Below are 13,622 nucleotides of genomic sequence, written 5' to 3'. Positions count from 1 at the left end.
TTTTTTTAAAAATCAATAGTTATACCAAAAATCGTGCATGCCAACTCTTATTTGCTGGTACTTCCCATTTTGTTTCAAAATCCTCTTTAGTATTCACCATGTTATTAAACACGACTGTTTCTGCAGTTATTCTTTGTTCTTTGGCAAAATTTTGGAACTCTGGAAGTTTAACAATATTAATATTATCTCCATCCTTAAAAGAAACATTCATTTTGTTCATTAAATCTAATTCTAGCTCTTTTTCTAATTCCTGTACAAAACGCACAGAAGCATCAATTGAACAACCAGAAACATTGTTGAAGTTCTCATCTACTGCTAATACTAAAAACTGATTATATTTAATAGTAAATGACCCTTTTAAATCGTCTCCATGACGTGTCCAATTATCAATAAAAAGCAGTGCTTTTGCACTGATAAATTCTATTTCTTCTTGTGTAAACTCTCTATTTGACTGATACACCCAAACTCTAGAGTTTAAGGGTAGTTTTTTATATTCTGTAAACATTTTTATTGTGTTTGTTTTCGTAATATCTAAATTAAAGAACAACTGAGATAATTACTAAAAATAAATGTTAAAGATTACCTTAAATTAAACTTCTGTTGTAAAGCTTGTAGCTTTTCTTCATCTGTCATTGTGCTTTTTGGTGCTGACATTCGTTCCTTTATTTCTTTTAACACCTTTTTTGTATACAACGGAAAATCGGCGTTTTGAATCCAAGCATTATATCCTGGGTTTTCTTTTAACACTTCTTCAACAGTTCTTCCTTTATACTTTCCAAAAGAAAAGATTTCTTGATCCTCATCATTAAACAAGATAAATCCTGCAAAATCTGCTCTTTTTCCATGAGTTGAAAATTCACTCAATACTTCTACTGAGTTTTCTAAATCTTCATATTTTTCAACCTGTGCCAATAAGATTTCATAAGTTGCATTTGTATCCGCTTCAGCACCATGTGCTCCTACTAGCTCTTTTCCACAGTAAAATTGGTAACCCGCACTTAATGTTCTTTGCTCTTTTTTATGAAAAATAGTTTGTACGTCTACTGCTTTACGATTATTCATGTTAAAATCAATTCCTGATCGTAATAGTTCTTCTGCTAATAAAGGAATATCAAATCGGTTTGAATTAAACCCAGCTAAATCAGCATCTCCAATTAGCTCATTTATTTGTGGTGCTAATTCTTTAAAGGTTGGTTCTGTAACTACTTTTTCATTAGTAATTCCATGAATTTCTGAAGATTCTTTTGGTATTTCTATTTCTGGATTTACCAACCATGTTTTACTTTCTTTATTACCATTAGGAAACACTTTTAAAATAGATATTTCAACTACTCTATCTTTAGCTATGTTTACTCCTGTGGTTTCTAAATCAAAAAATACGATTGGTTTTGTTAAGTTTAGTTTCATGTATATTGTTTCATATAGTTTGAAAGTTTCTAATATTTAATAAGTTGGTGTCTCTTCAAAACGTTCCAACTTTATACTTTCCAACTCTTATTCGTTATTTAATTCTTTTTTAAATTCATCTATTTGCTCTAACACTTTCTGTTGTAATGTAGGCTCTTTAAAATTATATTTTTCTAATTCTTCTTCTAAAATTTTCGCTACAATATAACGTGCTGTTGGTTTATCATCAGCAGGAACGGCATACCAAGGTGCATAATCTGTTGATGTTCTCTGTAACATATCTTCATAACATTCTTGATATTTTTTCCATAACTTTCGTTCTTCAAGATCTCCAGCAGAAAACTTCCAGTTTTTTTCTGGAATGTTTAACCTACGCAACAACCTATTTTTCTGTTCTTCTTTTGATACATTTAAAAAGAACTTTAATATTATGGTTCCATTTTCTGATATATGTTTCTCAAACTGATTAATACGCTCCATTCTACTATGATAAAAAGCATCGTTTAAATCATCGAGACTATTTACTGTTGGAATATTTTCAGCAAATACATATTCTGGATGTACTCTTGTTACCAAAACATTTTCGTAATGTGTTCTATTAAAAACACCTATTTTCCCTTTGGCAGGTAATGCTATATAATGACGCCATAAAAAATCGTGTTTTAACTCCAAGTCTGTTGGTACTTTAAAACTATGTACCATGACTCCACGGGCGTTTACATCTTTAAAAACTTCGCGGATTAAACTGTCTTTACCTGCAGTATCCATACCTTGTAAACACAATAAAACACTATACTTACCTTCTGCATACATAGTGTCTTGCAAGTCGCTAATTTTTTTTCTTGCTTTTTTTAATTTTTTCTTAGCATTATCGACAACTTCTTGGGTAGAAAACTCTTTTAACTCCCTTTTTTTAGAAAATTTATAAGTATTTGTGTTCATCCGCTTTTTTTATAGCATAAAAGTACAAAAATATAGACTTCTTCTATTGATTTTTTCTTGGTTATTATCAATTATTACAATTAAATCTGAAATATTTTTTTATTTATTTTTTTGAGCTTTACTTCCAAATAAACAACAGATGAATAAAACAATTATTATACAAGCTAGTTCTAAAAGTACAGGAAACACTAATAAAGTGATTAACTACCTCAACAACAATGAATCTTTTGATTTTGTTGACTTAAAAACAAAAAAAATTGGTGTGTTTGAATATGATTTTAGTAATGCTGATGATGATTTTATTCCTCTAATGGAAGAAATTATTAACAAGTATGATACATTAGTCTTTGCTACTCCTGTATATTGGTATACTATGAGTGCAACGCTAAAAACTTTTTTTGATCGTTTATCAGATTTATTACACTACAAAAAAGATTTAGGAAGACAACTACGAGGTAAAAACATGGCTCTAATTAGTAATTCTGGTGCTGATGACCTTAGAAATGGTTTTGAAATGCCTTTTATTGAAAGTACCAAATATCTAGGCATGAATTACCTAGGTAGCACGCATGCTTGGTTTACTGAAGATGGAAACAATTTACATCCTGAAGCTGAACTAAGAGTTGATAAATTTAGACAATTACTTACTCAATAAAGTGTTTAAAATCTTTTACTCGCTCTCTGCTTACAATTATTTCTGTATTATCATAAGATTGTAATTTTAGTTGTAGGCGTGAGTTAGTATAAGATACTATATCTTTTATAGCATTTATATACACAATAAAAGTTCTACTTACTCTAAAAAACTGTTCTGGGTCTAACTCTTCTTGCCAATATTCTAAAGAGTTATCTATTAAATAATTTCTATTAGAAGATGTATGTATATAAGTTGCTTTATTTTCCGAATAAAAGCATTCAATATCTTCTGTATTAATTATTTTTAAGTGCTGCCCCACTTTTATAGTAAATCGTTTTTTGTATTTTCTGTCTACAGGGTTAATTAATAGTTTACGAATATCATTAATATTTACTTGTATATTACTCTGTAAAGGTTGATGTTCTTTAAACTTATCTACTGCTATTTTTAATTCATCTTCGTCTATTGGCTTTAATAGATAGTCTATTGAATTCAACTTGAATGCTTTTAATGCATATTCGTCATAAGCAGTGGTAAAAATAATGGCTGATTTTACAGTTACTTCTTCAAAAATTTCGAATGATAACCCGTCTGAAAGTTGAATATCTAAAAATATTAAATCGGGATGTTCGTTATTTTGAAACCAATTAATAGATTCTTCTACCGAGTGTAGCATTTGCTGGACTTCTAAACCTAACTCAGCCAACATTCTACTTAATCTTCTTGCAGCTGGCTTTTCATCTTCTATAATTATAATATTCATAGTTTGTTTTAGTAATTTATTATTCATTCATGTATTCTTTAATTTTACGTTCTTCCCATTTTTTTGAAAACAACTTTCCTTTTGCAAAAACACTAAATCCATGTAAAAATACAATAACTCCCCACCAAAAAAAGAAACGATAATTATGGAGATCTAAAAAAGCATCAAAGATTGATTCACCTCTATAAACAATATCCTTGTATATTCTTCTTCCAATAAATACTAAATTTATCAGTATATAAACTACTAAATGCTTATAGAATTTTTTGATTTCTTCCACTCTTTTCTGAGCTCTTATGTATTGTTCTTCCTTATTAAAAATTTCCATTTTCTTTCTTTTTTAGCTCATCTAAGTATTCTTGTATTTTACGCTGCTCCCAATCTTTATTAAAAAATGTTTTGGTTCCAAATACTCCTAACCAGTGGAAAAACATTCCAATCCCCCAAAAAATCCAAGTAGCATATACTTCAAAACTACTTATTGCTTTAGTAAAAGTTAATTTATCTTCATTCATCAATCCTATAATGATTACGACAGAAATGAATATATTCACAATTACATACGCCGCCAAATGCCAGTAAAACCCTTTTATTTTTTCTACTCTTTTTTTGGCTAATAAATATTTATGCTCTTCTGTATAATCTCTTTCCATACTAATTCTTTTTGTTTAAATATTTGTTTATTTCTTTTTCCTCCCAATCTTTTCCAAAACCTAATACATCAACACCAAAGACTATCATCCAATGAATAAAAGTAACTAGTACTATCCCAATCACAGGAAACCAAAACCAATGATAATAAGGTGAAAATTTCAAGTTTACTAAAACAATAATGACTATTGAAACTATATTTACCAAAACATGTGCATAAAACCCTTTTACTTGCTTTACTTTCTTTTTGGCTTCTAAATATTTTTTTTCTTCTGTGTAGTTATTTTCCATGATGATTCTTTTCTAAAAATTCTTTAATTTTTCGTTCTTCCCAATCTTTTCCTAGTCCTATTTTCTCAATCCCAAAAATTCCTAACCAATGAAAAAACACACTGATTAACATTCCTGCTACTGGGTAATAAAACCAATAATAGCTAGGCACAAACTTTAGGTTTATAAAAATCAAAACAGGTATAATTAATATAGTTACTATGAGATGAATATAAAACCCTTTAATTTTTTCTACTTTCTTTTTTGCTTTAGCGTATTTGTAATTTAGTGTATACTCTTCTTCCATCTTATTTGTACTTCTTATCATTATCCATTAATTCTTTAATCTTGCGTTCTTCCCAGTTTTTTCCTAAAAATAAATTATAATTATTTACTTCTAAATAATGAAAAACCAACCCCATTCCCCAACCTATCATCGGAAACCAAAACCATTGAAATTTTGAATATGTTTTAAGGTTTATAAATATTAAAAAAGGTATAACTATACAGTACGACACTAAGTTTTGATAAAATTCTTTTAGTTTTTCTACCCTCTCTACTGCTTTTACGTAATTACTATTTTCTAAATTATTTGTATCCATTGTTATATTTTTTATATTCATTAACAGCGGTAAACACACTGTAAATGTTTTATTGTTATTAATTATTTGAACGTTTCTATCAGTTATTAAACCGTAGCGATCAGCAATATTTCTCAACCCAACTTTAGTACTTTTACCTATAGCTTCTTTTGGATTAACATTATTTTGAATTTTTAAAAACCCTCCTTCTTCAAAGATTTTTATCTCTAGAGGTTTCGTTGATGAAACTACATTATGTTTCACTGCATTCTCTAATAATAATTGAAGTGATAGCGGAACTATTTTTAACTCGGGGTTACTCACTTCTTCAGGAATTGTAAATTGTACTGCTTCTTCAAAACGCATTTGTAATAGTTCCATATATGTCTTAGCAAATTGTAATTCCTCTTGAATTGGAACCAACTCTTTATTTCGTTGTTCTAATACATACCTATATACTTTAGATAGTTTTGTTGTAAACCTTTCAGCTTGCTTTGGGTTTTCACTAATTAAAGAGGTTAACACATTTAAACTATTAAACAAAAAATGTGGATCTATCTGATTTTTTAAAGTTTCAAATTTTGCAGTTTCTGTTTTGGCTACTATTTCATGTTGTGTAGTTTCTTGTTTTACAGATGCCTTCCAGTTTACCATAAAATCTTTCGCATGAAAAAATACAGCGATGGCTAATGAAAGTATAATTGCAAATAAATGCATCCATAAAAACTGTCCTTTAAAAAAGTTATCTATGTTGTTATTATAAATAACAAAGTATTGTATATAATGAATTAGTAGAACAGCTACTACTGTATAGCTTATTGTTGCTATAATGCCCGCCCAAACTCTTTGGTTGGTTTGTGAAACCCAGTTCCATTTTTTACTTAGATAACCATTAATAACTCCATTACCTAACCCTAAAACAAAAGAATACATTGCAGAAAACAAAAACACTAATCCAGCTTCTTTTAAAGTAAACGCCTTGTTTATTAAGGTAAAAACTATTCCGAAAATAATTGTAAGCTTTGTACAAACCCAGATATCATTTTTTAAGCCCTTAAATGTTTTTTTTGATGGAGTTTTCATGTATTTACTTTTATTTATTCTTGACAATAGTAAATCTTATACTATTAAAATTTTATATCGAAAGATACATTTTTATCTTTAACCAAGAATTTAGCAGCTTCATATTGTGGAGGACCAAAACGTGATAAATTATTGTTTGATGCTCCGTAATCTTCCAAAGGCATTCCATTAGGTTCAAAATCCATTCTATTGTTATCATTTACATCATGAAAACAAATAATAGCATACTCTCCATCTGGTACTTTTTCAAAAATCACAGTACTTTTTCCCTTTTTTATTATTGATTCTTTCGCCTGTAATGGTTCTTTTCTAAAGTTCTCTTTTGTATATAAAGCAAATTTTATTTTTCCTTTATCGGAAGTAACATTTACAACTGTGGCTGTGATTGTTTTGCTTTGAGCTGAAACCATTTCAACTGTAAATAAAACTGCTATAACAAAAATGTGTATTAAGAATTTCATTGTGTTTATTTTTTATGATTAATTATGACACAAATATTCATCGGAAACTCTATTTCTAAAATAAAAACAAACTGAATTGTATTATTTTTAGGATGAGTTGTAACAATTTGTATTTTTGAGCTACTTATAACATATCAACTCTACTGAACTTAGTGAAAAAAGAATTAGAAAATAAATTTTTAACTGATTTCGAAGCCAATCAAAACATTGTGCATAAGGTATGTAGGATTTACACTACTAACCAAAATGCACATAACGATTTGTTTCAAGAAATCACAATTCAGTTATGGAAAAACTATAGTAAATTTAGAGGAGATGCTAAATTTAGCACTTGGATGTATCGAGTAGCATTGAATACTGCTATTTCTTTATATAGGAAGTCGACAAGAAGTATAAAAACACAAGATTTTACAGATTATTCCTTTAAAATTAAAGCAGAAGAATATGATGATACTGAAGAAGTACAGTTAAAAGCTCTGTATGGTGCTATCCGTAAATTAAATGATATTGATAAAGCATTAATTTTTTTATACCTAGAAGATAAACCTTACAAAGAAATCTCTGAAACTCTAGGTATTAGCGAAGTAAATGCTCGCGTAAAAATGAACCGAGCAAAAGATAAATTAAAAAAAATATTAAACCCATAATTATAAATGGATTTAGATAAATATAAAAAAGCATGGGGTAATCAACCAGAGGAGACTAACAAAGTTTCTAAGGTTGACATCTATAAAATAGCGCACTCCAAGTCTTCATCAATAGTAAAATGGATTTTTATTATTGGACTTTTAGAATTTGTTTTTGTCGCCTCTATAAACTTTCTTTTTAGAGTTAACCCTAATGAATACGAGGAATTAAAAGGTAGCCCTATTGGAACATATATGCTAGAAATTGAGATCCTTTCTTATTTAATTATTATCTATTTTTTAATACGATTTTACAAAAATTATAAAAGCATTTCTACTTCTGATGATACTAAAACTTTAATGTCCAAAATTTTAAAAACTCGTAAAACGGTTAAAGCTTATGTTTTTATTAATTTAAGTTTTGTTTTTATTGTATCTCTTATTACTATAATCCATATGCTTTTGAATGGAGAGCATGCACATACTTTTACCTTTTACTTAGTTGTTATTATTATTTCTATTTTCCTTATAGTAATTCTTACAGGGCTTTATTGGTTATTCTACCAACTATTATATGGTATCTTACTAAGAAAACTTAATAAAAATTATAAAGAACTGGCAAAAATTGATGAGTTAAACTAAAAATAAAAAGAGAACTTGATATCAAGTTCTCTTTTTATTTTTAAAACGATTTCAATTCTTGCAACAACTTTTCATGCATTTCATTCGTATAATCTAAATGTGTTACTATACGAATTTTACCTTCTCCCATGGAAATTAGCAACACTCCTTTATCTGCCATTTTTTTCATAAAATCATCTGGATTTATCGAATCATCTACATAAAAAATAACAATATTGGTTTCTATAGATTCCACTTTTGTTACATAAGAACATTTTTTTAAAACCTCTCCTATTTCTTTTGCTTTTTGATGATCTGTTGCTAAACGTTCCACTTGATTATCTAAGGCATAAATTCCTGCTGCTGCTAAAAAACCCGCTTGTCGCATTCCGCCACCAAATAGCTTTCGTACGCGTAGTGCTTTTTCAATATGTTCTTTACTACCTATCAAAACAGAACCTACTGGAGCTCCCAACCCTTTTGACAAACAAATAGAAATAGTATCAAATAACTCTCCATATTGTATCTGAGTTTCATTTTTAGCTACTAGCGCATTAAATAAACGAGCTCCATCAAGATGATATGTTAAATCATTTGCTTTTGCTACTTTTTGAATTTTCTGTAATTCCTCAAAATCCCAACAAGCACCACCTCCTTTATTAGTGGTATTTTCAACACAAACCAATCTACTATAGGGAGTATGAATATCATTCCTACCTCCTACTAAATTCTCCAATTGTTCTGCTGTAAACATACCTCTATCACCATCTATTAAACAAGAAGTTACTCCTGCGTTAAATGCTGCTCCACCACCTTCATAATTGTATACATGTGCCCATTTATCACAAAACATCCTGTCTCCTGGTTGTGTATGAATTTTTATTGCTGTTTGATTTGCCATTGTTCCCGATGGAAAAAACAACGCATCTTCCATTCCAAACATAGCTGCTACTTTTTCTTGCAACAAATTTACTGTCGGATCTGCTTTAAAAACATCATCACCCACCTTAGCACTCATCATCGCTTCTAACATTCCTTGGGTTGGTTTTGTTACGGTATCACTTATTAAGTTTATTTCCATTTCTAACTACGATTTTTAAAATGTATTTTTGCACTATGATTACACACGAACAGCTTAAAAATATCGCTGAACGAATTGGCAAGTTAAAAGGATATTTAGAAATTGACAAGAAGTTAATTGAAATTTCGAATGAAGAAGAAAAAACAGCTAACCCTAATTTTTGGAATAACCCAAAAGAAGCTGAATCTGTAATGAAATCACTTCGTTTTAAAAAAAAATGGGTAGAAGATTATAATACTGTAGTTTCTTTAAATGATGATTTAGCTGTACTCTACGATTTTTACAAAGAAGGTGATCTTGATGAAAATGAAGTTGCCGAGCAATTTGACAAAACCACATCTTTTTTAGAAGATATTGAATTTAAAAACATGCTTTCTGAGGAAGGAGATAGTTTAAGTGCTACCATACAAATTACCGCAGGTGCTGGCGGAACTGAAAGCTGCGACTGGGCAGAAATGTTAACTCGTATGTATACAATGTGGGCAGAAAAACAAGGTTTTAAAATTAAAACACTCAACTATCAGGAAGGAGACGTAGCAGGAATAAAAACAGTTACTTTAGAATTTGATGGTGATTATGCCTTTGGATGGTTAAAAGGTGAAAATGGTGTACATCGTTTAGTACGTATTTCTCCTTTTGATAGCAATGCTAAACGCCATACTTCTTTCGCTTCGGTATATGTGTACCCTGTAGCTGATGATTCTATTGAAATTGAAGTAAATCCTGCTGATATTGAAATTACCACAGCTCGTTCTAGTGGTGCCGGGGGACAAAATGTAAATAAGGTTGAAACAAAAGTTCAACTGTTACACAAACCAACAGGAATTCAAATTCAATGTTCAAACTCACGTTCTCAGCACGATAACAGAGCTACAGCAATGCAAATGTTAAAATCGCAGTTATACGAAATTGAATTACAAAAACGACTAGCTGCTCGTGAAGAAATAGAAGCTAATAAAATGAAAAATGAATGGGGAAGCCAAATTCGAAACTATGTAATGCACCCATATAAATTAGTAAAAGATGTTCGTACAGCGTACGAAACAGGAAATGTAGATGCTGTTATGGACGGAAATATCAATCCTTTTTTAAAAGCTTATTTAATGATGATGGGACAAAAAGAAGATTAGGAATTAGAAGAATTTGTTTTTCAATTTACCTACATAAAAACTTTACAAATAAACCTATAAACTAACAATAAAATGATAAAAATATATCACAATCCACGTTGTTCTAAATCAAGACAAGGTTTAGAAATTTTAGAAAACTCTGGAAAAGAGTTTGAGATTGTAAAATATCTAGATACTGTTCCTACTGAAGAAGAATTAAAAAAAATTATTAATTTTTTAAATATCTTTCCAATTGATTTGGTACGTAAAAACGAAAAAGTTTGGAAAGAGGAATATAAAGGAAAAGAGCTATCAGATACTGAAGTTGTTAAAGCAATGGTTAAAAACCCTAAATTAATAGAACGACCAATTGTTATTAGTGGCAACAAAGCTGTTATTGGTCGACCACCCGAAACCATAAAAGAAATTATTTAACTTTTAAAAGCTCTCAAGAAATTGGGAGCTTTTTTATTTTAACACAATTTAAAAAACTAATTTTTTAGTTTTTTAATAATTCAATGTAAATTGCATACCAAATTAAAATTCATATACTATGAAAAAAACGTTATTAGGACTATCCCTGGCCTTCTTTATATCTACAGGGTATAGTCAAGCTTTAAAAGAAACACAACAAAAGCTGTCAAAAAAAGGAAAAGTAAGTGCTATGAAAATCCCAACCGATTCTTCGGTTAAGATAGGTAAACTATCTAATGGGATGACCTACTACATCAAGCAAAACCCAAAACCAGCTAACAAAGTAGAATTACGATTAGTCGTAAATGCAGGTTCTATTTTAGAAGATGATGACCAATTAGGGTTAGCTCACTTCATGGAGCACATGAATTTTAACGGTACCAAAAACTTTAAAAAGAACGAGTTGGTTGATTACCTTCAATCTATCGGAGTAAAGTTTGGAGCTCACTTAAATGCCTACACAGGTTTTGATGAAACTGTGTATATTTTACCAATCCCTAGTGATGACAAAGAAAAACTCGAAAAAGGATTTCAAATTCTTGAAGATTGGGCACACGGTGCTTTATTAAAAGGAAAAGATATTGATGAAGAACGTGGCGTTGTTTTAGAAGAATATCGTTCTCGTAGAGGTGCAGATAGTCGTATGTTAGAAAAGTATTTACCAAAGGTAATGCACGGTTCTAAGTATGCTGAAAGACTTCCTATTGGTACTAAAGAAAACTTAGAAAACTTTAAACATGAAAGTATTCGTCGTTTTCATAAAGATTGGTATCGTCCTGATTTAATGGCTGTGGTAGCTGTGGGCGATGTAAGTGTTGATATTTTAGAAGAAAAAATAAAATCGCACTTTGATAAAGTTCAAGCGGTTAAAAACCCTCGTAAAAGAGAGGTTGCTCCTTTAAAAAATCACAAAGAGACTTTTATCGCTATTGAAGCTGATAAAGAAGCACCTTTTTCTAGTGTACAACTAATGTATAAAGATTACGACAAAGCTACACCAGATGTAACAATTACAGATTACAGAAATTCAATCGTGAAGTCTTTATTTACCCAAATGATAAACAACCGCTTAAATGAGTTACGTAACAGTGAAAATCCTCCTTTTGTATATGGGTTTAGTTACCACGGTGGAACTTGGGCTCGTGGTAAAGAAGCATACCAATCTCGAGCAGGTGTTAGTGCTGACGGACAATTAAAAGGGTTACAAGCCTTATTAGATGAGAGTGAGCGTGTTAAAAGATACGGTTTCCAACAAGGTGAGTTAGATAGAGCAAAAATGAATATTTCTGCTCGAATGGAAAAAGCTTTTAAAGACAAAGACAAAAGAGAGTCTAAAAGAATTGTTGGCGAGTATGTAAACAACTTCTTAGCGCAAGAGCCAATTCCGAGTATTGAATGGGAGTTCAAGACACAACAAATGCTACTCCCTTCAGTAAAATTAGAAGAGATCAATAAACTTATTGAAAACTATTTACACGACGACAATAGAGTGGTTGTAATTACCGGACCTAAAAAAGTAGTTACTGAACAACAGGTTATCGACGCTTTAAACGATGTTAAAACAAAAGAGTTAAAGCCTTATGAAGACAAAGCTGTTGCTGCTTCATTAATTACAAAACAACCAACTCCTGGTTCTATAGTAAACGTTACTGAAAACAAAAGTTTAGGTACAAAAACTATGACCTTAAGTAACGGAGCTAAAATTACCTATAAGAAAACCGATTTTAAAAATGATGAAGTGTTATTTGATGCCTTTAGTTTTGGTGGAACTTCTTTATATTCTGATAAAGAATTAAAAGCAACCTCATTTGCTAATAGAGGACTTTCTGAAGCAGGAATTAATGGCTTCTCAAAAACAGATTTATCAAAAATGATGTCTGGTAAAATTGTTCGTGTTTCTCCATTCATTAGTAGCTTAAGTGAGGGTTTTAGTGGTTCAGCAACTCCTAAAGACTTAGAAGAGTTATTCCAAATGGTGCATTTATACTTCACTTCTTTAAACAAAGATGAAAAAGCTTTTAATTCGTATGTTAACAAGCAAAAGAGCTTCTTAGGTAACTTATTAGCTAGTCCTAATTTCTTTTTCCAAAAAGAAATGAGTGAGTTTGTTTATGGAAAAGATCCTCGCTATACAGGCTTCCCTTCTCCAGAAAAATATGAAAAGGCTGATTACAACTTAGCATATAAAAAGTATCAAGAGCGTTTTGCTGATGCTGGTGATTTTAATTTCTATTTTGTTGGTAATGTTGATGAAAAGAAACTTGCTGAATATGCAGCTAAATATATTGCTGGATTACCAGGAAAAAATTCTAATGAGGCATATAAAGTGTCAGGTTTTAGACCTTTATCTGGTTCTCATACTAAAACAGTTACTAAAGGTAAAGACCCTAAAAGTAATGTACGTATAACATATCAAGGGAAAGCTAAATACAACAAAGAAGATGCCTTAGCTTTTAAAATTTTAGGTGAAGTTGTTGGAATTAAATTAACTGAAAAGTTACGTGAACAAGAAGGTGGAGTGTATTCTTCAAGAACCCGAGGTAGTATTTCAAAAATGCCTTATGGTTGGTATAACTTTACGATTTCATACCCTTGTGCGCCTGAAAATGTTGAAAAATTAAAAAACATTTCTGTTGCTGAAGTTGCTTCGGTTGTTAAAAATGGGCCTACTGAAGAAGATTTAATGAAAGCTCAAAAAGGAATGATTGCTGACTACAAAGAAGATCTTAAAAAGAATCGTTTTTGGTTAAGAACCATTAAAAATATAGACTATCAAAATAATGATGTTTCAGATATAGCTTCTTTTGAAGATAGAGTGAACTCTTTAACTAAAAAGGATATTCAAAAAGTAGCTAAGAAATATTTAACTAATGGATATATTTTAGGTGTTTTAAATCCTGAGAAATAATTCTCAAT

Annotated in this window: 17 protein-coding genes; 6 read left to right on the top strand and 11 right to left on the bottom strand. The window is 30.2% G+C overall.

The annotated features are described in order from the left end of the window. Window positions 1-19: 19 nt before the first annotated feature. The 3 genes from ACQYZ7_RS07100 to ACQYZ7_RS07090 all read right to left on the bottom strand — a co-directional run bounded on the left by ACQYZ7_RS07100 (window position 20) and on the right by ACQYZ7_RS07090 (window position 2,349). A complete protein-coding gene (locus ACQYZ7_RS07100) occupies window positions 20-505 on the bottom strand; it encodes an ABC transporter ATPase (protein ID WP_430729074.1) in 486 nt (161 codons plus the stop codon). A 74-nt stretch (window positions 506-579) separates the two neighbouring features. Continuing rightward, entirely contained in the window at window positions 580-1,407 is an 828-nt protein-coding gene (locus ACQYZ7_RS07095; protein WP_430729073.1) for an exonuclease domain-containing protein, read from the bottom strand. Between the two features lie 87 nt (window positions 1,408-1,494). Further along, on the bottom strand, window positions 1,495-2,349 hold the full coding sequence (locus ACQYZ7_RS07090) for a PPK2 family polyphosphate kinase (protein WP_430729072.1): 855 nt from the start codon (window positions 2,347-2,349) through the stop codon (window positions 1,495-1,497). A gap of 139 nt (window positions 2,350-2,488) precedes the next feature. Between ACQYZ7_RS07090 and ACQYZ7_RS07085 the strand changes: the two genes are divergently transcribed. Next, entirely contained in the window at window positions 2,489-3,004 is a 516-nt protein-coding gene (locus ACQYZ7_RS07085) for a flavodoxin family protein (protein ID WP_430729071.1), read from the top strand. Here ACQYZ7_RS07085 and ACQYZ7_RS07080 read toward each other — a convergent pair. Genes ACQYZ7_RS07080 through ACQYZ7_RS07050 form a run of 7 tightly spaced genes read right to left on the bottom strand, consistent with a single transcriptional unit; the run spans window position 2,994 to window position 6,795 of the window. Further along, window positions 2,994-3,749 carry a LytR/AlgR family response regulator transcription factor gene (locus tag ACQYZ7_RS07080; protein WP_430729270.1) on the bottom strand — a complete coding sequence of 252 codons (756 nt, stop codon included), beginning with the start codon at window positions 3,747-3,749 and terminating at the stop codon, window positions 2,994-2,996. The genes ACQYZ7_RS07085 and ACQYZ7_RS07080 overlap by 11 nt on opposite strands. A gap of 19 nt (window positions 3,750-3,768) precedes the next feature. Further along, window positions 3,769-4,077 (bottom strand): 2TM domain-containing protein, encoded by a 309-nt coding sequence (locus ACQYZ7_RS07075; protein ID WP_430729070.1) that lies wholly within the window; start codon window positions 4,075-4,077, stop codon window positions 3,769-3,771. Then, the gene (locus ACQYZ7_RS07070) at window positions 4,064-4,402 is read right to left on the bottom strand and encodes a 2TM domain-containing protein (protein WP_430729069.1); all 339 of its coding nucleotides are present in this window, start codon (window positions 4,400-4,402) and stop codon (window positions 4,064-4,066) included. The genes ACQYZ7_RS07075 and ACQYZ7_RS07070 overlap by 14 nt, the downstream gene beginning before the upstream one ends. 1 nt (window position 4,403) lies before the next feature. Further along, window positions 4,404-4,691, bottom strand: a complete 288-nt coding sequence (locus ACQYZ7_RS07065; protein ID WP_430729068.1) for a 2TM domain-containing protein — start codon at window positions 4,689-4,691, stop codon at window positions 4,404-4,406. Then, window positions 4,681-4,998, bottom strand: coding sequence for a 2TM domain-containing protein (locus ACQYZ7_RS07060; protein ID WP_430729067.1), 318 nt, complete (start codon window positions 4,996-4,998; stop codon window positions 4,681-4,683). The genes ACQYZ7_RS07065 and ACQYZ7_RS07060 overlap by 11 nt, the downstream gene beginning before the upstream one ends. Continuing rightward, window positions 4,979-6,334, bottom strand: coding sequence for a 2TM domain-containing protein (locus ACQYZ7_RS07055; protein WP_430729066.1), 1,356 nt, complete (start codon window positions 6,332-6,334; stop codon window positions 4,979-4,981). Before ACQYZ7_RS07055 ends, ACQYZ7_RS07060 begins: the two co-directional genes overlap by 20 nt. A 44-nt stretch (window positions 6,335-6,378) precedes the next feature. Next, window positions 6,379-6,795, bottom strand: coding sequence for a DUF2141 domain-containing protein (locus ACQYZ7_RS07050; RefSeq protein WP_430729065.1), 417 nt, complete (start codon window positions 6,793-6,795; stop codon window positions 6,379-6,381). Window positions 6,796-6,947: 152 nt separating this feature from the next. Here ACQYZ7_RS07050 and ACQYZ7_RS07045 point away from each other — a divergent pair, with 152 nt between their 5' ends. Both ACQYZ7_RS07045 and ACQYZ7_RS07040 read left to right on the top strand, forming a co-directional pair. Then, window positions 6,948-7,442, top strand: a complete 495-nt coding sequence (locus ACQYZ7_RS07045) for an RNA polymerase sigma factor (protein ID WP_430729064.1) — start codon at window positions 6,948-6,950, stop codon at window positions 7,440-7,442. A gap of 6 nt (window positions 7,443-7,448) precedes the next feature. Then, complete coding sequence (locus ACQYZ7_RS07040; protein WP_430729063.1) at window positions 7,449-8,063, top strand: hypothetical protein; 615 nt, start codon at window positions 7,449-7,451, stop codon at window positions 8,061-8,063. Between the two features lie 40 nt (window positions 8,064-8,103). Here ACQYZ7_RS07040 and ACQYZ7_RS07035 read toward each other — a convergent pair whose 3' ends face one another. Continuing rightward, complete coding sequence (locus tag ACQYZ7_RS07035; protein WP_430729062.1) at window positions 8,104-9,123, bottom strand: threonine aldolase family protein; 1,020 nt, start codon at window positions 9,121-9,123, stop codon at window positions 8,104-8,106. Window positions 9,124-9,158: 35 nt separating this feature from the next. Between ACQYZ7_RS07035 and prfB the strand changes: the two genes are divergently transcribed. The 3 genes from prfB to ACQYZ7_RS07020 all read left to right on the top strand — a co-directional run bounded on the left by prfB (window position 9,159) and on the right by ACQYZ7_RS07020 (window position 13,614). After that, the gene (gene prfB, locus ACQYZ7_RS07030; protein ID WP_430729061.1) at window positions 9,159-10,253 is read left to right on the top strand and encodes a peptide chain release factor 2; all 1,095 of its coding nucleotides are present in this window, start codon (window positions 9,159-9,161) and stop codon (window positions 10,251-10,253) included. A 72-nt stretch (window positions 10,254-10,325) separates the two neighbouring features. Beyond that, complete coding sequence (gene arsC / locus ACQYZ7_RS07025; protein WP_430729060.1) at window positions 10,326-10,667, top strand: arsenate reductase (glutaredoxin); 342 nt, start codon at window positions 10,326-10,328, stop codon at window positions 10,665-10,667. A gap of 118 nt (window positions 10,668-10,785) precedes the next feature. Next, complete coding sequence (locus ACQYZ7_RS07020; protein WP_430729059.1) at window positions 10,786-13,614, top strand: M16 family metallopeptidase; 2,829 nt, start codon at window positions 10,786-10,788, stop codon at window positions 13,612-13,614. Window positions 13,615-13,622 lie beyond the last annotated feature (8 nt).

This window comes from Tenacibaculum sp. SDUM215027, from assembly GCF_050566205.1.
In the GTDB taxonomy this organism is placed as follows: domain Bacteria; phylum Bacteroidota; class Bacteroidia; order Flavobacteriales; family Flavobacteriaceae; genus Polaribacter.
This window is presented reverse-complemented; position numbering and strand designations above follow the sequence as displayed.